General features: G+C 67.9%; 19 protein-coding genes. 13 read left to right on the plus strand and 6 right to left on the minus strand.

Annotated elements, in window-relative coordinates; translation table 11 throughout:
• Nucleotides 1-4: 4 nt before the first annotated feature.
• The 6 genes from J0911_RS16855 to J0911_RS16880 all read left to right on the plus strand — a co-directional run bounded on the left by J0911_RS16855 (nucleotide 5) and on the right by J0911_RS16880 (nucleotide 6129).
• Nucleotides 5-1252, plus strand: a complete 1248-nt coding sequence (locus J0911_RS16855) for a methionine adenosyltransferase (protein WP_207276606.1) — start codon at nucleotides 5-7, stop codon at nucleotides 1250-1252.
• On the plus strand, nucleotides 1249-2145 hold the full coding sequence (locus tag J0911_RS16860) for an aminoglycoside phosphotransferase family protein (RefSeq protein WP_207276607.1): 897 nt from the start codon (nucleotides 1249-1251) through the stop codon (nucleotides 2143-2145). Before J0911_RS16855 ends, J0911_RS16860 begins: the two co-directional genes overlap by 4 nt.
• Complete coding sequence (locus tag J0911_RS16865) at nucleotides 2142-2783, plus strand: histidine phosphatase family protein (RefSeq protein ID WP_207276608.1); 642 nt, start codon at nucleotides 2142-2144, stop codon at nucleotides 2781-2783. Before J0911_RS16860 ends, J0911_RS16865 begins: the two co-directional genes overlap by 4 nt.
• A 53-nt stretch (nucleotides 2784-2836) precedes the next feature.
• Nucleotides 2837-4132, plus strand: coding sequence for a serine--tRNA ligase (serS, locus tag J0911_RS16870; protein WP_207276609.1), 1296 nt, complete (start codon nucleotides 2837-2839; stop codon nucleotides 4130-4132).
• Between the two features lie 3 nt (nucleotides 4133-4135).
• The gene (locus tag J0911_RS16875; RefSeq protein ID WP_207276610.1) at nucleotides 4136-5158 is read left to right on the plus strand and encodes a glycosyltransferase; all 1023 of its coding nucleotides are present in this window, start codon (nucleotides 4136-4138) and stop codon (nucleotides 5156-5158) included.
• Between the two features lie 188 nt (nucleotides 5159-5346).
• Nucleotides 5347-6129, plus strand: coding sequence for a hypothetical protein (locus J0911_RS16880; protein WP_207276611.1), 783 nt, complete (start codon nucleotides 5347-5349; stop codon nucleotides 6127-6129).
• A 125-nt stretch (nucleotides 6130-6254) separates the two neighbouring features.
• On the opposite strand, the gene J0911_RS16885 is transcribed toward J0911_RS16880, so the two are convergent.
• Together J0911_RS16885 and J0911_RS16890 are read right to left on the minus strand one after the other, a co-directional pair.
• Nucleotides 6255-7178, minus strand: coding sequence for an aminoglycoside phosphotransferase family protein (locus J0911_RS16885; protein ID WP_207276612.1), 924 nt, complete (start codon nucleotides 7176-7178; stop codon nucleotides 6255-6257).
• Nucleotides 7175-8440, minus strand: a complete 1266-nt coding sequence (locus J0911_RS16890; RefSeq protein WP_207276613.1) for a helix-turn-helix domain-containing protein — start codon at nucleotides 8438-8440, stop codon at nucleotides 7175-7177. Before J0911_RS16890 ends, J0911_RS16885 begins: the two co-directional genes overlap by 4 nt.
• Before the next feature lie 249 nt (nucleotides 8441-8689).
• On the opposite strand from J0911_RS16890, the gene J0911_RS16895 reads away from it, so the two are divergent.
• From J0911_RS16895 to J0911_RS16910, 4 genes are all read left to right on the plus strand, one after another.
• Entirely contained in the window at nucleotides 8690-9013 is a 324-nt protein-coding gene (locus tag J0911_RS16895) for a hypothetical protein (RefSeq protein WP_207276614.1), read from the plus strand.
• Entirely contained in the window at nucleotides 9010-10074 is a 1065-nt protein-coding gene (locus J0911_RS16900; RefSeq protein ID WP_207276615.1) for an HAD hydrolase family protein, read from the plus strand. Before J0911_RS16895 ends, J0911_RS16900 begins: the two co-directional genes overlap by 4 nt.
• Nucleotides 10075-10281: 207 nt before the next feature.
• Entirely contained in the window at nucleotides 10282-11136 is an 855-nt protein-coding gene (locus J0911_RS16905; RefSeq protein ID WP_207276616.1) for an HAD hydrolase family protein, read from the plus strand.
• The gene (locus tag J0911_RS16910) at nucleotides 11133-11840 is read left to right on the plus strand and encodes a hypothetical protein (protein WP_207276617.1); all 708 of its coding nucleotides are present in this window, start codon (nucleotides 11133-11135) and stop codon (nucleotides 11838-11840) included. The genes J0911_RS16905 and J0911_RS16910 overlap by 4 nt, the downstream gene beginning before the upstream one ends.
• A gap of 89 nt (nucleotides 11841-11929) precedes the next feature.
• On the opposite strand, the gene J0911_RS16915 is transcribed toward J0911_RS16910, so the two are convergent.
• Entirely contained in the window at nucleotides 11930-12406 is a 477-nt protein-coding gene (locus tag J0911_RS16915) for an NUDIX domain-containing protein (protein WP_207276618.1), read from the minus strand.
• 144 nt (nucleotides 12407-12550) lie between these two features.
• Here J0911_RS16915 and J0911_RS16920 point away from each other — a divergent pair, with 144 nt between their 5' ends.
• Nucleotides 12551-12703: a hypothetical protein gene (locus J0911_RS16920; RefSeq protein ID WP_207276619.1), complete on the plus strand. Its 153-nt coding sequence runs from the start codon at nucleotides 12551-12553 to the stop codon at nucleotides 12701-12703.
• A gap of 378 nt (nucleotides 12704-13081) precedes the next feature.
• Here J0911_RS16920 and J0911_RS16925 read toward each other — a convergent pair whose 3' ends face one another.
• A complete protein-coding gene (locus J0911_RS16925; RefSeq protein ID WP_207276620.1) occupies nucleotides 13082-15211 on the minus strand; it encodes a GmrSD restriction endonuclease domain-containing protein in 2130 nt (709 codons plus the stop codon).
• A gap of 155 nt (nucleotides 15212-15366) precedes the next feature.
• Here J0911_RS16925 and J0911_RS16930 point away from each other — a divergent pair, with 155 nt between their 5' ends.
• Nucleotides 15367-16578, plus strand: coding sequence for a DUF6880 family protein (locus J0911_RS16930; RefSeq protein WP_207276621.1), 1212 nt, complete (start codon nucleotides 15367-15369; stop codon nucleotides 16576-16578).
• 109 nt (nucleotides 16579-16687) lie between these two features.
• On the plus strand, nucleotides 16688-17737 hold the full coding sequence (locus J0911_RS16935) for a hypothetical protein (RefSeq protein ID WP_207276622.1): 1050 nt from the start codon (nucleotides 16688-16690) through the stop codon (nucleotides 17735-17737).
• Between the two features lie 76 nt (nucleotides 17738-17813).
• Here the strand turns inward: J0911_RS16935 and J0911_RS21200 are convergent, their stop codons facing one another.
• Entirely contained in the window at nucleotides 17814-19157 is a 1344-nt protein-coding gene (locus J0911_RS21200; RefSeq protein ID WP_207276623.1) for a tyrosine-type recombinase/integrase, read from the minus strand.
• Nucleotides 19130-19312, minus strand: coding sequence for a helix-turn-helix domain-containing protein (locus J0911_RS16945; protein ID WP_207276624.1), 183 nt, complete (start codon nucleotides 19310-19312; stop codon nucleotides 19130-19132). Before J0911_RS16945 ends, J0911_RS21200 begins: the two co-directional genes overlap by 28 nt.
• Nucleotides 19313-19410: the final 98 nt, after the last annotated feature.

Here is a 19410-nt window from a genome sequence, read left to right on the forward strand (position 1 = left end):
ACCGATGAACCGCACCACCAGCACGGCCCACGGCTCGACTTTCCTGATCGAGACGGGTGTCGGAGAACCCGGCCCGCTCTCCCTCGTCGAGCGCAAGGGACTCGGTCACCCCGACACCCTCGCCGATCACCTGGCCGAGGAGCTGTCGCGTGCCTACGCCCGTTACACGCGGGACCAGTTCGGCTCCGTACTCCACCACAACTTCGACAAGCTCGCGCTACTCGGCGGGGCAAGCGAGGTGCGCTACGGCGGTGGCCAGATGCTCCAGCCGGTCAAGGTCCTCGTCAATGGGCGTGCCGCCTACCGCTGTGGCGGCCAGGCCATCCCGGTGGACGACCTCGTCGAGACCACCGTCCGTGACTTCTTCGCTCGTCGGCTTCCCGCTGTCCGCGATCACCTGGACCTCCAGCTCAACATCACGTCGAACTCGAGCCCCGGCGCCGTCCACACGGAGACCTCGAGCCACGACCGCACCAGGTGGTTCGCGCCGCGTTCGGTCGAAGACCTGCGGGAGCGCCGGACACTACTTGCGAACGACACGTCGCTCGGCACCGGCTGGGCTCCGCTGAGCCCGTTCGAGCGGCTCGTCCGGGCCCTGTCCGATCAGTTCTCCGGCGACAGCGACTTCACGCGGACCCACGCCTGGTGCGGTTCCGACGTGAAGGTCATGGGCTACTTCGACGGCCACGACGCCGACATCGTGCTGTGTGTGCCACAGATCTCGCCGCACGTTCCGAGTCGAGCCGCGTACCTGGAGAACAACGAGGTCGTCCTCGCCGAGTGCCATCGCCTCGCCGCGGTCGAGTTCCCCCAGCCGGTGAGGTTCCGGCTCAACGTGCGGGACCTGCCGGAGAAGGACGAGCTGTACCTGACGTTCACCGGGAGCTCGATCGAGTCCGGTGACGAAGGGGTCGTCGGTCGAGGCAACCGGGTCAACGGGCTGATCACTCCCCTGCGGCCCATGAACATCGAGGGCGCCAACGGCAAGAACCCCGTCTACCACGTCGGCAAGCTCTACAACCTCGCCGCGAACCGCATCGCCGAGGCTCTCCACACGGCGCTCGGCTGCTACGCGGAGGTCCACCTCGTCAGCGCCACCGGCCAGCCACTCGACCAACCGTGGCGCGTCGTGCTCCGCGTCTCGGACGATGGCCCGACGCCGGAGAAGATCGCCAAGGTCGCCTGCGACGTTCTGGCGGAGTTCCCCCTGCTCACTGATGAGATCCTTGACCGCGGCGTGGTGCTCGCATGAGCCCCGTCCCCGCGGGCTGCGCGCGCCGACTGCGCCATCACTACGGCAGCGCGGTCGATACGTGGATCGCCCACGTCCCTCGCCAGATCGACGACGCTTGCCGTGAGTGGGGCCTACGGTTCGTCAGCTATCACGACCATGGGCACGCCTCAGCCATCGCCGTGGTCCACGACGCCGCCGGCACGCCGCGCATCGTCAAGGCGTGGCCCGAGACCGCCCGCTTCCGCGCCGAGACAGCGGCGTTGACGCACTGGTACGACGCCGGCGTCGTGCTCGCGACGATCACGGAGTCCTCGATCGCGCTCCTCCGTATGATCGGGGGTCAGCCCGGTGGCCATCCCGTCCCAGCAGGCCACGAGTCCGGGGTCGCGACAGCGATCAGAGACCTTCACGCTCGCCCCCTCCGTGCAGGGAACCCTTCGACTTATCTGCAACTGTCGCAGTACCTGACGGACACCGTCCGACCTCGCATCGCACGGCGCATGGAGAGCCCCCTGGCGTGCCCCTTGGCGACGCGGGTCTACAACGCCCTCGCCCGCGGGCTTCCGGCCAGCATGCGCGGCCCGACGCTTCTGCACGGTGACCTCTACCGCGAGAACGCGCTGTTCGACCAGCGCGGCGTACCACTGCTCGTCGACCCCCTCCCGATGATCGGCGACCCGATCTTCGACTGGGCCTTCTGGGTCGTGTACTACGACCTGAGAGCGAGGACTGAGGAGCGGCTGGCACTTGCCGAAACGGCATCGCAGATCGATCGCCACCACATCCTCTTCTGGTGCCTGATGCTCTGCCTCGACGGACTGCTCTACTTCCGCGAGACACAGGACAGCCGCGCGACGACCATGGCAGAGGTCCTTGAGCGGATCCTCACCCTGAGGCTGGTTGCCGCATGACGACCGCACTCTTGCGCCATGCACACACATCCTGGAGCAGGCGCTATCTCGTGAACGGGAACGCCGCGACCCGAGTCGCACTCGATGACGAGGGCATTGCCTCGTGTCTTGCAGCACGACACCAATATGCGCCTATGACCGTCCAGACCTGGGCCACCAGTTCCTTCCTCCGCACGCAGGAGACGGCCCGGCTGCTCATGGGCGACGAAGCGGCCACACTCGTCGTCCTCCCCGAGCTCGACGAGCTCGACTACGGCGTCTTCGAGGCCCGGCCCTTCCTTGACTACGCGGCCTGGCTCCACGAACACGGTCCGCACGCCCGCGTTCCGGACGGCAGCGAGTCACAACGCGCTGGCATCCGCCGCATGCTCACCGGGCTCGTTCGCGCACTCGACCTGCCCAGCCGCCGGACCGTCGTCTGCCACGGACTCCTCGCATCATTCCTCCACTGGCAGTCCGAACGTGGGACCGCCGACCCGATGCCGATCTATTTTGACGATGTCCAGCCAGTCGTCCCTAGGACGTGGCACGACGACGACCTGCGCCGGCTCGCAAGCGCAGCACTGGACAATCTCGACGAACGCGAGGTCATTGACCCAGGGCCGTTCCCACCAGCCTGGGCACGAGCGGGACAGTAGTCCTTTGCTAGCGTTTAATGCCTCTGTCCAACTGCCAGAAGAAGCGAGTTCTCATGCATGATGTGCGCGAACTGATCAACCAGGGTGACGAAGCGGTCCGCCGGCTTGCCCGACGCGGATACTCCCTCGACCTTGAGAGCCTCACCGCGCTCCAGGACCGACGGAAGTCCGGCATCCAGGAGGTCGACACGCTCCGCGCAGAGTCCAAGAGAATCGCCTCAGAGGTCGGGCAGAACGCCCGGAACGGCAACGACGTCGAAGCGCTCAAGGAGACTGCCCGCAAGGTCAAGAGCCAGATCCGTGAGGCCGAGCAGGCTATTGAGCAGGCGGAGGCCCAGCTCGCAACCGCGCTGCTCGGCATCCCGAACATCCCGTCGGACGATGCACCCGACGGCGATTCGGAGGAGTTCGCGGTCGAGCAGCGCAAGGTCGGCAACCCACCGGTCTTCCCCTTTGCGCCCAAGGACCACGTCGACCTCGGCGAGTCGATGGGCATCCTCGACTTCGCACGAGCCACCAAGCTCTCCGGCCCCAGATTCAGCGTCCTGCGCGGCGCCGGCGCGGCCCTCGAGCGGGCGTTGGCGTCCCTCTTCCTGGAGCTGCACACCCAGCGCCACGGGTACATCGAGCACTCCGTGCCGTTCCTCGTGACACGCGAGACCATGACCGGAACCGGCCAGCTCCCCAAGTTCGAGGCCGACCTCTTCAAGACCTCGCTCGCAGACCGAGACCTCTTCCTCATTCCGACCGCCGAGGTCCCGCTGACCAACCTCTACGCGAACGAGATCATCTCCCCCGACCAGCTCCCCATCGCGCTCACGGCGCTGACGCCCTGCTTCCGCTCCGAGGCCGGGTCCTACGGCCGCGACACCCGCGGGCTGATCCGTCAGCACCAGTTCACCAAGGTCGAGATGGTTCGGATCACTTCGGCCGATCGCGCCCGGACCGAGATGGAGGCAATGGTCGGGCACGCCGAGGCGTGTCTCAAGGAGCTTGACCTCTCCTACCGTGTCGTCACCCTCGCCGCTGGCGACACCGGCTTCTCGGCGCAACTCACCTATGACCTCGAGGTGTGGTTGCCCAGCCAGAACACCTACCGCGAAATCTCGTCCGTTTCCGACTTCGGAACCTTCCAGGGACGCCGCGCGGGCATCCGCACCCGCGACGAGAACGGAAAGACCATCCCGGCTGCCACGATCAACGGCTCCGGACTCCCACTCGGCCGCACGCTGGCGGCCGTCCTGGAGCAGCACCAGCAGGCAGACGGCTCCGTTCTCCTGCCGCACGCCCTGACCAAGTACCTCGGCTTCCGTCGAATCAACTCGGACGGTACGACCTCCCAGGAGTAGCCCATGCTCGTCGGCGTCTGCGATTTCCCCAGCGCGTACCAGTTCCCACCCGTCGGCTATGGAGGCATCGAACGATGGCTCTGGGCCGTCGCCGTCGGAGCGCGCAATGCAGGCGCCGACGTGCACCTCCTGGGCCCACAGTGGCAACCCGGTCTCGCGACGGACTGGACGATCGATCCCGTCCGGCTCGAAGACACAGCCCCGAGCAGCCTCACGGCGGCACGCTTGGCGGACACCGGATACGACCTGCTCGTCGTCGGCCACGAGTACCCGTCACTACCGGCCTGGCGACAGATCGCCGAGACGACCGGCGCCGATGTCGCCACGTTCCAGCACGATCCGAACTTCCAGCACGCCACCGACGCGTTCGACAGCCTTGCGACCCGGCTGTACTGCTACTCGCCGGAGATGCTCGACCGCTACGCCGCCCACCGCCCGACGGCAGAACTCGCAGTGCACCTCGGACTCGACGAGCAAGAGGCGCACGCCTCGAACCTTCGAGAGGACCTGGTCTGGCTCGGCCGCGTCGATGCGGACAAGGCTCCGCACATCGCGATCCGAGCCGCGGAGATCGTCGGACGCCGCATCAAGATCGTCGGCCCCGTCCTGTCCACGGCGTATGCCGACGAGTACGCCGTGGCGCTGGAGGCCGGCCACGTCGAGTTGGTGGGCGAAGTCGGAGGAACCGAGAAGACACGGTTGCTCCAGCGCGCGTCCGCGTTCGTCTACACACAAGCCCGGGAGTACGTCGAGGCGGGAGCCGCGGTCTTCGGTGAAGCCCTTCGAGCCGGCACCCCGGTTGCCGCGCTCACCTGGAGGGACGGCACCTGCGCTCAGGCGGCCCTCTGCGACGACACGGGCCACGTCATCACGGCTGATCCGACCGTCGATGATGAGACCGCTGCCCACCTGCTGGCCTCGGCGATCGAGAAGGCGACCACGCTCCGCCCGTGCGACGTGCAGGAGATCGGGCTTCACCGCTTTGACCCCGCGGCGCACTTCACGGCGCTGGCAACTCGCTCATGACGCCTCACCTGCTTCGCAGGGCCTTCACACGACAACTGAGCGATCTGTGGGACGTAAGCCTCGTCGACAACCGTCTCATCGTCGAACACACCCGCCCGATCACGACCTACACCCCACCACGGAGATGGATGGGATGGGCAGCACTCCTCTCGCGGCTAAATGACGCATTCACGGAGGTCGGAGCCGCAGTGGCGCGCCCTCTGCCCCTGCGGTGGGGACATGAGACCGAGCTGACGGTCTCGGCGGTCCAAGCTTTCGACCCATACCTCAAATGGGGCCGCGCGGTTCCGTACTGCTCCGGCTACCTCCCCCAGCCGGTCGTCCGGACGACCGCCCGGCGCACCGCGGACGGGCACCTCGCAGACGGATTCCTGACGTCGTTCGTGAACACCTCCCGGGTCGAGCCGATCAACACCGTCGATGACGTGGCCGTCATCTTCGACCAATGGCTGACCGTGCTCTCGCGCCTCGGGTTGAACGCAAGGCACATACGGCTCCACGGAGACCTCGCGATCTGGCGTCGGCGGGAGGTCCAGGGAGTCACCCTCCGGTTCTCCCACGCCGGCCTGAGTCTCGGCGACCTTGTCGTCTTGCAGCCCGTCGACCAGCCGGAGCGCCTCGTCGTCGACCTCGGTACCGGACTCGAACGGCTCGGTTGGGCGATCTCCCGCCTGCCCTGGACCACCGTCGTCCACGGCAGGCCGACAACACTGCTCGCCGGCGAGCAGCTGGACACACTCCGCACCGCAACTCTTCTCCTCGCCTCCGGCGTCCACCCGGCGGCGCGCGGCGCTGGATCTGTCACCCACCGCTCCCTCCGACGGCTGCTCCATTTGAGTGCACAAACCGGGCATCTGCAGAATCTGAGAAGCTCGGCGCAGTCCATCTATGCGTACTGGGCGCAGACCACCAACCTTCGCCTCCCCTGGGCTGCCGTCGAGGACTCGCTCGTACGCACCCTGGACTTGTAGGCGACGCATCGCTACCAGGTGGCCCAAGGCAGGTTCCCGGCTCCGCGGCCGCCCCGCTTGTCCGTCCGATGTCACACTCCACCGAACAGGACGTCGTCACCCGCCGTGCGTCGCGAATCTGCTCTCTACAGGATGTTCCAGATCGAAGTCTCACCCTTGCGGAGGCTGTCGAGGCGCCGTCGTACTTCTGCTGCTGCCGGTGACCCCGGAGGTGACTTGCGGGCGTTGGTTGTGATCATGCGCAGTTCTCGAACGTCGCGAAGCCACTCGTAGCCGGACCATTCGCGGATGTCTCGGCCGTAGCGCCGACAGAACTCCTCGTACTCTTCGGGTGGGTGGTTGAACCGTCTGCAGTGGACTTCGATCGTGGCCAGGTCCCATTCGCGGGGCGCTATCACGGCGCTGTCCCAGTCGGACAACACGGCACCTCCTGCGGGGTCCAGGAGGGTGTTGCGGTGCTGGGCGTCACCGTGGATCAGACCCGGTGCCGAACCGGATGCCTGGAGCGGTTCGTCGTGGGCAAGCTGGGCGCTCAGGTCGCGCAGCATGGAGCGGTCTTGGTCGGTCAGGAGCGGGCTGCTGGCGATCGAGTTCTGGATCTCGCCGAACGCGTCCAGGGGCGGCAGGGGGAATGGCGGCAACGGAGCGTCGTGGAGGGCAAGAAGTGGCTCAGCCACGTCGGCGGCGTGGACAGGGCGTTCTTGGGGCAGGTAGTGCCATAGGGTCACCGCGCGCCCGCCGATCTCGAGGGGCTGGTATGCCGGATCTCCCCACAGCGCGACGGTCGGCACGGCGTGGTCCTGGAGCCAGGAGACCAGGGCGACGACTTCGCCGAGGTGGTCCTCACCAGGCGGCGCGACCTTGATGACCACCGGCGCTGAGGTCAGGCGGTAGACGCCGTTGGTCTGGTGGCGGATCAGGACGACACCTTGGGGATCCAGGCCGGCCATGCGGGCGGCGGCCTCGGCGATCGGCCTGGTGCGCTCTGGAGTATGCACGTGCTCGGCGACGTTGGTACGAAGGTCGGCCTCATGCGGGCTGGTGCTCAACGGGAGCCTTCCATCTGGGTGGCGACGAGTTCGCCGAGTTCGGCGGCTCGTGTCCGCTCACGGCAACCTTCGGGCAGCGCGTGGACCACGTCCTGGGTCTTGGTGAGCACGACGCGCGTGCGATGCTCGGCAGGCAGCGTCGTGACAACCTGGACGGCCAGTTGGCAGGACTCGTCGACCCGGCCCTGACTCGCCAGGATGACGGCCTGGTCCAGCTTGATGAGGGCGGGATCGATGACGAGGTCGGGGTCGGCGTTGTACAGCGCGAGAGCCTCTTCTTGCACGCGCCCGGCACGCGCGGGCTCATCCAAGTAGCTCAGTGTCCCCGACAGGTACATCAGCAGGCGCTTGTGGTTGAATTGAAATGCCGCATCGGGAGAGCCGAGGGAGTCGGCTTGGTCGACGTAGCGCTGAGCCGTGTCCATCGCGTGTTCGGCGCCGCGGGCGTCGCCGAGCTTCGCCAGAGCTCGACCTTCGGCAGCGGCGGCCAGCGCCGTCGGCTCGGATGCGACGCCGGGCAGCAGCGCCTGCGCGCCGCGAGCGAGCTCAACCGCCTGTTCGACCTGCCCATAGTAGTACGGCAGCATCGCTTCCTGAGCTCGGACACGAGCTTGGAGCTGCAGGTTGCCCGTGTCGTCTGAGGCCAGGCGCGCGGTGCCGTACCAGTAGCGGGACCGCCGGATCTCCCCGAGCTTCATCAGGGCGTCGGCTGCCAGAAGTGCAAGCACCGCAAGCGTCTCGGAGAGCCTCACCTGGACCATGGCCGGCTGCCGGATGGCCGCAACCCCCCGAACCTCGACAATGTCCGAGGCGAGCACCGACAGCATGACGGCCGGGGCCGTGCGCGTGTACATCACCAGGTGTTCAGCAACGCGCTCCTCGATCAGGTCGAGCCGCCCGGGTGAGAGTGTCGTCGCAGCCAACGTGTCATCGACCAGAGGCCGGGCCGCGTCCAGCAGGCCGAGCAGGCCGCCGGGATCTGTCGGGCTGGTGGAGAAAGTCGGCCGGGCGGCCTCCAGCGGTGAAGGCGTCGCACTCGACACCTGCAAACCGGTGGCCACTGTTCCCAGGGCCGCCTCCAGAGCATCGCGCGTCAGGCCAAGCGCCGTGGCGAGGTTGGCTCGCTGGAGGGGCTGTGGCCTGGACTCGCCCGACTCCCAGCGCTGGACAGTGGTCCGGTCGATGCCGAGCTGTTCGGCAAGCGCCTCCTGGCTGTATCCGGCTGACTTACGGGCATCCGAGAGCCTCGATCTGCGCGACATGAGGTTGTCTCCTGTCAGGTGGGCGTCCGACGCCCACGATAGCCGCCGGTTCCAGGCCCTCACAGAGGCCGCAGATCGGATGCGGCAATTCCGCCGCGGAAACGCGGCCTGAACGCAGCCGCGGTGCCGTGTTATCCGCGCCCGGCGTGCGATGTGCTGGATCACCAACAGGCGACGACTTCGCCGGTCATCCAAGAGCGACACTCAGGCCCGAATCGCGGTGTCGCGGAGGGCAGATGGGAGAAGGCAGTGAGAACTTCGCATCGCGAACGGAGCGCCGAGAAGGGCGCTCTGGAGTTGGCGCTCGGTACGGCGATCGGGATGGTCGCGAAGGTTGGCGGTGAACGGCTCGACGTCGTGGCCGTCACCCGGAACCGTGTGTGCCTGAGTCCGCGTGACCTGACCGACGGCGAGGAGATCGCGCAGGTCCTTCAGTGTGCGATCCCGTTGGACCACCGGCTCACGGTTCCCGAGTACACGATGTGGACCGGGCGCCGCGGTGACCTGGAGGTCCAGGTCCGGTCGGCGCTGCGGGACCCGGCGGTAGCCCACGGGACAGGAGCGCTCGAGTGAGCGCCGACGGACCGTCCGCCACCATCGACAGCGCCACGTGGAGCATGGCGCGGCTGGTGCTGCTGGACATCGATGCTCATCTGGCGACGACGGATCAGCGGATCGCGGCCGACACGGTCGGGGCGCTGGAACTGGTGCGCGCCGCGGGGCACACCGTGTTGCTGTCGACGGGACGCTCGCTGGTCGGGCTGCTGCGGCTGGCCGGCCGGCTCGGGCTGAACGAGGGATACGCGATCTGCTCCCACGGTGCGCTCACCGTGCGCTTGGACCCCGGCATGCCGTCGGGATATGAGGTGATCGACGCGGTCACGTTCGACCTGGCCGCGCTGATCCTGCAGTTGGAGGATCTGCGGCTCCTGGCGCAGACACGCATTGCGGCCGAGGAGGCCGGGGCCGGCTGGCGGGTCAACCACCGGTTCGAGACCGGGCTGCGCGGCTTCCAGGAGCAGGTCCCGCTCGCCCGGCTGCGAGGTGAAGCGACCACCCAGGCGCGGTTGCACGCGGCGGGAATCAGCCAGTACACGGACATCCTGGCCGCGGCAACGGGTCTGACGGTCACCCCCACCGGTCCGGACTCCTGCGACGTCACCGGCCCGGACACGTCCCTGGCCGCGGCGTGCGATGTCGCGCGCGACCGCCTCGGCCTCCCGGCCCACACGACCACCGCGGTCCGCGACAGCCTGCACGACAGCGTCAACGTGCTGATCCCACCCGACGCGCTCCGGCCCGGGCTCTCGGCGCTGGCCGCGCAGCTGACCGCCGCCGTCACGACGGCTGCCACGACGGGCGGATCGGAGGCAGAGGTGGCGGTTCGGGTGTGGCTCGGCGACGACGTGCACCTGTCCAGGGCGGAACTCTGGTCCCGCCGTCGGCATGGCTGGGTTCGGAGCGCACCGATCCCCGCCGGGCGCGGGGCAACGATGCGCGATGTGGAACACGCGGCCCTGGATGCCGGACTGCCCTTCCCGCGAGGGACCGAGGGCCGACGTCGGCCCTGGTGGCGCAGCATCGCCGACGACCGTGCCCCGGCCGGGTTCGAGCTTCCCCTGGGTCGAACGTAGAGCCCTCACATCTTGCGGCCGGGCCCGCCCAGACACCCCCTGGGCCCGGCCGTAGACCCCGCCACCTGTTCGACGTGGCCGTCCGAGACCGCATACCTGGAGCGAGCCGCAGCGTCATCCCGGCCCGGCTCTCACCACCGAGACCGACCCAACGTTGGGGCCGGTCCGGGCACGGCAAGCAGGACGAATCCCTCAAGGAGCAAGGCCATGAACGCGCATTCCGTGACCCACTCAGATGCCCACCCCGGGGCTGCCCGCCAGGCTCTCAGGCTGCCCACGACGGTACCGGCGCTGCTCGCGCTGGACATAGACGGCACGCTACTGGTCACCGGGCAGAAGATCCCGGCGGCCACGGTCCGCGCGGTGCGCGCCGTGGTCGCTGCCGGGCACAGCGTCGTGCTGGCCACGGGCCGATCTCTGGCCGGAGTGCGGCCGGTCGTGCGGCAGCTGGGACTCCGGTCGGGCGCGGTCGTATGTTCGAACGGCGCGGTCATCGCTCGCATCTGCGGCCGTCGCCTGATCGTGGAGCAGCACGTCACGTTCGACCCGAAGACCGTGCTGCTGCGCGTGTGCGGCGCGGCACCGGACGCGCTCCTGGCCGTCGAGGACCTCGAGCGCGGCGGCTGGCGCGTGAGCCAGAAGTTCCCCCGCGGCCGACTCAACGGACCCCAGCACCGCGTGCGCTGGGAACACGACCTGTGGGACAGGCCCACCACCCGCGCCGTCATCCACGCCGACGACGCCGCCGACCTGACCGGCGAGCTGTCCTGGTGCGGAGTAACCGTGACTGCGGCCGGGGCCGACTGGCTCGACGTGAACGCGAAGAACCTATCCAAGGCCACCGGACTCGAACAGGTCCGCCTCGCCGCCGGCATCGACAAGGACGCCACGATCGCCGTCGGCGACGCGGCGAACGACGTTCCCGCGTTCGAGTGGGCCGCCACCGCCGTCGCGATGGGCCAGGCCCACGACGAGGTCAAGGCCGCCGCAGACATGGTCACCGGCACCATCGACGAGCACGGGCTCGTGTCGGTACTGCACGCGCTGGCGGCCCTGCGATGAACACGCCAGCACCTCGACACGATGCCGACTCGAAGCGTCCGGACGCACCCGCCAAGCCGGAGAGCATCATCCCGGCCACCGTCCTGAACAGCCTGTCCGACGGCGAGCGCGTGGTGCTCTGGTGCCAGATCGGGCACCTGCCCGGAACCGACGCGAGAGTCTCCATTACGCGAGTCGGTAGCCGGTTCGACGCCGTCGTCCACACCGCCGAGGCATCACCGACCCTGATGCTGCAGGCGAGCGCCGACGCGGCGTCGTACACGATCGTGCGCCAAGAGCCGGACCACGTCCTGGCCACCGAGAGCCACACCGACGAAGCGACCGCCGACCGGTGGCTGACCGCCGCGCGCGCCGGGACCGCGACGTCGTGGACCAATGACCCCGACGACTTCGCCCACGTGAAGAACTGGATCGTCGCCCATGCACCCGACGGCTTGTTCACCGCGACCACCAGCCACGGCGTCGGGATCGGCATCGCCAGCCACGCCGTTCGAGCCAGTGGCGCCGAGGTAGCACTGCTCACCGGCACCGACGTGATCGCGTCCCCGCGCTGCTCGACGTCGGTGACCCGGCTGTACAAGCTGATCGCCAGGTGGCGCTACGCGGGCGCGCCGTACACCGAGCAGCTCCCCGTCGCCCTGTTCCGGCAGAGCGATGGCTGGCGGGTACGACTTGTCGTACCCGGGACGGAGGACGCGAGATGAGAGCGCCCGGGGGGCCACTCACCCACCGCATGATGTTCGCGACGAAGATGACGGCGTACGCCGACCTCGTCTGGGAAGGCTGACGGAGTTCAGGCCGCGAAGCCCGCCTCGGCCAGCAGCGCGTCCCGGTTCGCGAGCACGAACTCCTTGAGCGCAGCTGGCTTGAGGTCGATGGCTCCGAGCGAATCGTCGGTCAGCGGCACGTAGTCCAGGTCGTAGCCGCCACGTTCGGGCTTGCTGAACTCCGACCCGTACCGCTCGGTCAGGTTCAACGACCTCAGCCGCGCGACGAAGAAGTACTGGATCGCCACACCCGCATCCGTGAGATCCGACGAGACGAACACCCGCTGGTACCCGTCCGCCGTCGCGCCGAGTTCCTCAGCCAGCTCACGACGCAGCGCATCCTCGACCGTGGCGTCCGACTCCTCGACACCGCCGCCGGGCGAAGTCCAGTACGGGTCCTGCCCCGGCTTGGTCCGCTTGATCAGAACCAACCGGCCCACGTCGTCGATCACGATCCCCCGGGCTCCCCGACGCCCGACCTTGATCCCCACAGCAGCGCTCATCCGTCGTCTCCATCTCCTGTACGAGCGGCGTTCCCGCCCCTGACACCGGCAAACCACCACGCTAGCGACCACAACATGCCTACGCGCCCGCGCGTACATGGACGGTCGACGCCTGTTCAGCAGGTCTGGCCGTTCCGGGTCCACGTGTCCGGGAGGCGCCTGCGCCGCCGCTTCACGGTGCTCATCAAGCTCAACTGTGACCGACACGTGTACCAGCGGGACGTTGTCGCCGACGTCCGGGCGTCCTCCATGCAGATGCGCTACCGCGCAACGATGGCGGCGCTGGGGCGGTTCTGACCTGCTCCGACGGTGTCTGCGCGGTTTCTTGGCGCGGCTTCTCCATGCGGTTTCGGCCCGTTCTGAGTGGCAACGTGGCGGACATGGACGTCCGTCAGCCAGCTGAGGTCAACCGCCGCACTCGTGCTGTGGTCACGGCCGAAGGATCGGGCGATTCGACCATCACGGGTTCTGTTGATTCAACATCACCGGAGAAGCCGGGCGAAGGACCTCGCCTCCGTCTCGTTCTCGCCTTCGTGCGCCCGGCTCCGATCGACGTCAACGGCCGCCCTGATCACGCCGTCACGACGCGCGCCCGGAGTGTGAATCGGACACCGCCTTGCAGCTGCGGTCCCGAGAGATCTTGCAGGGACAATCGACACCGCTGCGGCTGCGTGACTACGACTCCTCCGTGAGTCGGAGGACGTCGTCGGGCGGTACTGCGTTCTGGAATTCTGAGCGGAGATCGCGTAGACGCCTGCCGTCGGCGACCGCCCAGAAGTACCACCCGTTGGTCGCCTTCTGGCGCAGGGCGTGTCCCGCTGCCGAGGGCGTCATGTAGAGGCGGCCGTCGAGCTCGATTGCGCCATCTGCGGTCAGCGTGGCTTCGCGTCCCTTGAAGTCGCGGTGGGTAGCGATGAGCTTGTCGCCGGCGCTCAGGAGACCGGCCTGGAGCAGATGCTTGAGTTCGACCCAGTCGCCCGCCTTCGTCTGAGGGTCGACAACCTTCCCGTGGTGGCCCTCGGGAACCGGCCACACGTGCAGGAACGTGTCGATGAGTTCCCCCGTCCGCGCATCGATGAGTTCCTCGTCCCAGGCGTGGTCCGCCGTCCGGCTGACCACCCGCCCGGTCAGGGTGATCGTGTTGTGGTCCAGCAGCGCTGCGCGCTTAGACACCCACGGCCCGTTGGAGACCTTGGAGTTGAGCGACTTGGTAAGGAGCGTCAGATTGCCGAGTCGGTGCACACGTGCTTGACGCTCCTCTGCTTCCTCCGGCGTCTCTACTGGCCACGTGGCCTGCCAGGTACGAGGCAGCAGGTGCTCGATCGGGTAGCCCTTGCGCTCCACCTGTGGCTGACCGGTCTCGGCGCGATAGTAGTTCTCGGCGGCTTCGAGGAACATGCGCAGGCGGGCGCGGGGGAAGCGCCGGTAGGCAGCTTCCATGGCGAGCGTCTGCCTCACCTCTTCATCCCCGGGCCAGTAGGTGCTCGTGACGTTCAGTCGAGCGAGATGACCAGTGACGCGCTCGACGAGTTCGTCGGCGGGGGTGGTTGCGTTCGACGCGATGATGTCGGCGATGATTCGGCCGAGGTCGCTTCCGGCGAGACGCAGGAACTGTCGGCGAACGACCCAGCTCTCGGCGGTGCGGATGGCGCGGTCGATCGTCGTCTGGGGCAGGCTGCGGCTCGGCTCGTGAAGCCAGATGAGGAGGGGTTTGAGGAGCTCGACGCCGGAAGCCTGCATCCGGTAGACGGCCATCTGCGTCGCGTCGAGGCTTCCACCGGCTTGAGACGCTGCGTGGGTCCACGCCTCGTACTGGATTGCCTGCTGCTTGATGACCGGTAGCAGGTCAGCCATCTTGTAGCCCGACTCCAGCTCGACGTACGACTTGAACCGGTTGAAGGTGGACTGAGGGCTGACTTCCTCGCCCGTGCGCGAGGTGAGCCACTGGTTGAGGAACAGCGAGCTTCGGCTGACCAGGGTGCGCCCGACGCTCACCTCCTTCATCCAGAACTTTGTCTCGAAAGGCCAGTCCTCGCGGTAGGCGCGAAGGGTGTCGCCGCCCTCGGCCTCCAGGCGCTGGAACACGAAGTTGCGGACGAGGTCCGCAGCTGTCAATGGCGTTCCGCGAGCGTTGAGGGTCTCGAAGATCTCCTGGGAGTTCTCCGTGGCTTCCAGTTCGATGGAGACCAGCTGGAGACCGTCAAGGAGGACGGCTGTGAGCTCCTTGGCCTTGGTCTCGAAGTCGGCCGACTCTGGGGCCCCGAGCCACTGTTCGACGACCGTCGTGAAGTACGCATGGGCCGCGACGATCTGCGACTCGGAGTGCTGCAGGTTGGCGTGGTCGATCGGAGGCTCAGAGATCATGACCTCGTCGAACGCGGTTCGATCGCTGTTGAGGTGTCGGACCTTGAGCTGGACCTCATCCTCATCGACGTAGATCTCGTCGTTGTGGGTCAGGCGCTCAAGCTGGCCCGACAGGCGGGGAAGATCGGCCTGCGCCAGAAGGGCCCCGGCTGCGTCCGCGAGGATCTGCAGCGTCGTCAGGCGCTGCTGCCCGTCGATGACGTTCCACGTCGTCAGACGCTTGCTACTGGTCTGGTGAGACTGGAGCACCACCGCGCCGAGGAAATGCGACGCGTTGAGGCGCGGCTCTGCGATCCGAAGTTCGGCGACCCGGCGGATGTCCTTCCAGAGCGGCTCCCACTGCTCGTCTTCCTTCCAGACGTAGGGACGCTGGAACAGGGGGATCACGAAGTGCTGCGGCAGGTTGAACAACTGCAGCGGCGTCCGCTTGAAGGTCTCCACGCGGCCATCCTTCCCCATCCCACCTGGCTCTGGCACGGCCGCCCGGAACGCCTAACTCGGCGAGCCAACCGCTCCACCACCTACGCCGTCACGAACGGACCGGAGCACGCCCGGCCTGTGAACCGGACACCGCCGTGGTGCGGGACGATGTCTCCATGCCTTCCGCGCTCGCCGACGCCGTCCTGCCCCTGATCCGCACCCGCGCGGATCTGCACCGCTGGTCGGCGGCGAACGCGCACGGCGCTCAGATGCACGCCGCCGCTGACCTGCTGGAGGACGCAGCCGACACCGACCCCACCGAGGCCCTGGACGTCACACGCCGCGCGATCGATTCGAGCCTGAAGATCATCATGCGCGCCGACGACTCCTCAGGAATCATCGGCAACGCAATCCAACGCCTGCTCGAACTACATGCCGATTTCGCCTACCGGGCCACACCACCAGCAAGCAGGCTGGTGGACTGGATGGTCAAGGTGACGTTCGTCGAGGGCGGGGGCATGTTCGAGGCGGATCCGGCCCTCTACGCGGACGCGCTCGGCGAGGCGGGTCTTGCCCGGTACCGCGACAAGATCGACCAGATCGCCGCCACCCCCGACCGGTCCGACGACTTCCATGTCGGCTGGGCCTACCGACGCCTGGCCGTCGCGCAACGCGATATCGACCAGATCATCCGCCTGCACGTACGTGACCGAAAGGTCGCAGCCTGGCTCCAGGACACCGCCGAAGCTCTGGAATGGGTCGGTGAGCACGAGCTCGCCCTGGACTACGCCCGCCAAGGCGTCGACTTCGGCCACGGCCACCAATCCAAACAAGCCGCCCGCTACTGGCTCGACCTGCTCGCCAAGCGCCGTCCGGACCGGCTCGAGGAAGCCGCGGTGTACGTGTTCCGGCGATGGCCGACCGCCTCGTGGGCCGCACGCCTGCACAAGATCGCCGTCACGAACGACACCTGGGACCTGTACACCGAGGAGGTCACCGCTGCCCTGACCGCTTCCCCGCTGGGACCGCGCGACGTCGTCATCTTCACCCTGCGCAGCCTTGAGGATGTCCCGACCGCGTGGCGACTCGCCCACGACCTGAACCTCACATCGACGGACGTGTGGGAAGACCTCGTGGCCGCGTACGAGAAGACCGACCCGATCGCCGTCATCCGCATCCAACAGGACCTCGTCGAGGCCGAGCTCCAAGACGCGGGCGCCGCCCACTACAAGCGGGCCGCCCGCCGCCTCAGACACCTGCGCGCCACCCTCAAACGCCACGACGCCGCCCTGGACGACGTCGACCACTGGATCACCGACCTGCGCAACCGCCACAAGAACCGCCCCCGCCTCCAGACCGAATTCGACCGCGCCGGACTCCCCCGCTGACCAGCGCGCGTTGCCTGCGCACAGCGGTATGCTCACGCGCCGTGACCAGGCCATACGGGCCGAGCGCCATGGCCTGCTCAGGTTCGACCAGGGGACGGAGACGAGACCGATGATCGAGACGACCAAGGCGATCGCTGATGCCATTGCGTCTCACACCGAGGCGCTGTTCGGCAAGAAATGGACCGAGATCCTCTCCTGGACCGTCTATGGCGCCGCAGCAGTCTGGCTGTACTGGCACCTCCTCTCGGCCGATGGCGATGGGACGATTCGCATGGATCAGGTAGAGCGACGCCCTCTCGACGGCGTGAGTTCGCTCCTCGCAGAGCTGGACGCGGCGCCGCCCGCCTGGCTGTATGAGGCGATCACTTGGTCCACCTCGCCGGACCGCTCCGCACTCGTTGCCATCCTGGCGATACTCTGCGCCGCGGCAGCGATCACGTCCGCCCGGAGCCCGAATCCGGGCTGGGCGATCCTCACGGTTCTCCGGGGTCTGGCAGCCGTACAGGGCGGAGGCATGCACGCCCTCTGGATCACGGCTGCCGCGATCGCCGCCCCGGTTGCTGTCTCGATCCTGTTGGGACTCCTGCAAGGGTGCCGGAAGGTGAAGGACAAGACCCACACGCCGCTCTACACGACGCAGCAGCTCCTCAACGTTTTCGTCCCGTTCGGCCTGGTTCTTGCAGCACCCATTGTTGCCCTCTTCCACCTTGTGAAGTGCTTCAGCATGCCCCGTCGCGAAGACGCCGGTGCCCTGGAGCTATCCTCGGTATCCCTCCGTGCGCTTCGTGACAGCGGAGACGCGGAAGACCGACGGACGGCGCACCACGCGCTCGTGATTGCGGGAGCGCTCCTCGCCATGCCCGACGAGCGCGACGACCACGCACGATCTCTCTCCTGGATCATGACCGGTCCCACAGGCGCCAGAATTCCCGATCAATCAGCAACCGACGCCGCGCTTCGCCAGGTAGCGCGGCAGTACGAGACCCACCACGACCCAAACGTCGCCGAACAGACATCTCGCAGCCGCCAAGGGGCTCTCTACTGCGGGACTACTTGGCGCCACACGAGCCGACCGAATCCGAAACCGACGACCCGGGCACCGAGCCCAACCACTGATCACGTGCGGCCGCCCGTCCGCCCAGTCCCACAGCCGACGTGACGGGTTGTGGCCGTGACCTCGAATGAGGCCACGGCCACACCCGTTAGGGATCAGCCGACGTCTGCAGCCACAGGGCTCAACCTGGAGGCCGTCGCTGAACGACGCGGAGGTGCCCCCGAGAGGCTCGCCGCGGCGCGATGGGAACGACCGTCGCAGTCGCCGCGCGCTGGGCGACGTCGGGGTCCGAGGACTCCACGATCGCCTGGAGCACGTCGCGCACGTCAGGTGCGATGTCGCGGCGGGCGATGTAGTGCAGTTGCGTTGTCCCCTGCGGCTTGTGGCCGAGCACCTGGCCGGCGACGTGGTCCCCGTACTTCTCGGCGATGGCGGTCGCGGCCGTCGACCGGAGCTTGTGGAAGGAGACGCGGTGCGGGTCGAGCGTCCCCTTCGACTTCTCGACGACCCGGTCGACGATCTTGCCTGCGTTGCCCGAGTTCCAGGCGGTGCCGTTGCGTGTGGGGAAGACCCAGCCGGAGGGTTTCGCGTCGTCGGGTCGAATCCTGACCAGTGCTTCGACGACCGCGGGTGGCAGGAGCACGGTCCGTTTGCTGAACTCGGTCTTCGGCGCCTCTTGGCGGAACGCTCCCTTGCCGGTCAGCTCCACCTGGGTGCCCGAGACCGAGACGGTCGGCGACGGGCCGTCGAGCACGAGGTCGCCCCAGCGCAGCACGATCGCCTCACCGACTCGCAGCGCTGTCCCGAGCAGCAGCACGAGCAGCGTGTCGAGGTTGGTGGCGGTGACCCGCGTGATCTTCAGCGTGGGCTCGTCACGCAGAATCCGTCGCATGGTCTGCAGTTCCTCCGCCTCCAGGGCGACCGGCCGCGGGTCGTGTCGTCGCACGGGCGAGACTCCCGCCATCGGATCCGTCAGCAGAATCCCGAGCCGCACGGCCGACCGGAACGCACCGCGCAGGGCGACGCGGATCTCCTCGGCTCGCCCGCGGGAGATGCGCTTGTGGCCATCGAGCCACTGCTCCAAGGCGAGGGTCGTGACCTCGTCCAGGGGCAGGTTCCCGATGCCCCCTTCCTCCGCGCAGACGTAGTTGATCGCACGCTTCGTGTGAACGAGCGACTGAGGCCGCAGAGGCGTCTCGCCGCGACGCTCGGTGGCATCGGGACGCGACCAGAACGCCGTGGACTCCGCCTCGAGCCGGTTATACCAGTCCCAGCACAGCTCGCCGACCGTCGCCACGCTCGCGACCACCGTCGTGCCAAGGAGCTCGTCGACCTTGTCCTTGCAGTTGTCCTTGGCGGCCTGCTTGGTCGGGCCGGTGGCGGACGTCGTGCTCTCCTCGCCGAGGAGGTTGCAGTACCGCACGCGAGCCCGCCAGCGTTTGTTGGCCTGCTTCGAGGCGCTGATGTTCCCGTGGGTGCCGGGCTTGAGCTTCTCCATCACGACACCGCCCTCGACTCGCTCCACTCCAGCAGGTCGCGCGGGTCGTACCGCACGTGCCGGCCGTGGAGCCGGTAGCGGGGTCCGACGCCCTCGAAACCGGCACGACGCCACTTCTCCAGGGTGTGGACCGAGACGCCCAGCAGCTCCGCGGCCTCCTGGGGCGTGAAGTACCCCGTCATGGGAAGCGTGGCGTGGCGAGAAGGCTGACGGCCCGGGCGGTGCTTGCGGCTCATGCACCTCAGGAGTGCAAGGCCTGTCGCGCCGGGCCGTCTCCTGA

Origin of the sequence: Myceligenerans salitolerans (assembly GCF_017349295.1) — a bacterium.
GTDB lineage: Bacteria > Actinomycetota > Actinomycetes > Actinomycetales > Cellulomonadaceae > Myceligenerans > Myceligenerans salitolerans.